General features: G+C 68.9%; 1 pseudogene. It reads right to left on the bottom strand.

The annotated features are described in order from the left end of the window. A pseudogene (locus AB4089_RS22965) lies at window positions 1-380 on the bottom strand (lipoyl synthase); the annotation flags it as partial.

The following is a 380-nucleotide window of genomic DNA, read 5'->3' as shown; positions in this document are numbered from 1 at the left end:
GCGGTGGCCCAGAGCCGGCCGGCGCGGTAGGAGGAGCGCACCAGCGGCCCGGACATGACGCCGAGGAAGCCGATCTCGTCCGCCTCGTTCTGCAGGTCCACGAATTCCTGCGGCTTGACCCAGCGGTCCACGGGAAGGTGGCGCTCGGACGGGCGGAGGTACTGGGTGATGGTGATCAGGTCGCAGCCGGYCTCGTGCAGGTCCCGGAGGGCTTCGGAGATCTCCTCGCGGGTCTCGCCCATGCCCAGGATCAGGTTGGACTTGGTCACCATGCCGAGCTGGCGGCCCTGGGTGATGACGTCCAGGGAGCGCTCGTAGCGGAAGGCCGGGCGGATCCGCTTGAAGATCCGGGGCACGGTCTCGACGTTGTGGGCGAAGAC

Source organism: Arthrobacter sp. 2MCAF15 (assembly GCF_052115605.1).
Classification (GTDB): domain Bacteria; phylum Actinomycetota; class Actinomycetes; order Actinomycetales; family Micrococcaceae; genus Arthrobacter.
The sequence above is the reverse complement of the archived record's forward strand: the minus strand, read 5'-3'. Positions and strand labels throughout refer to the sequence as shown.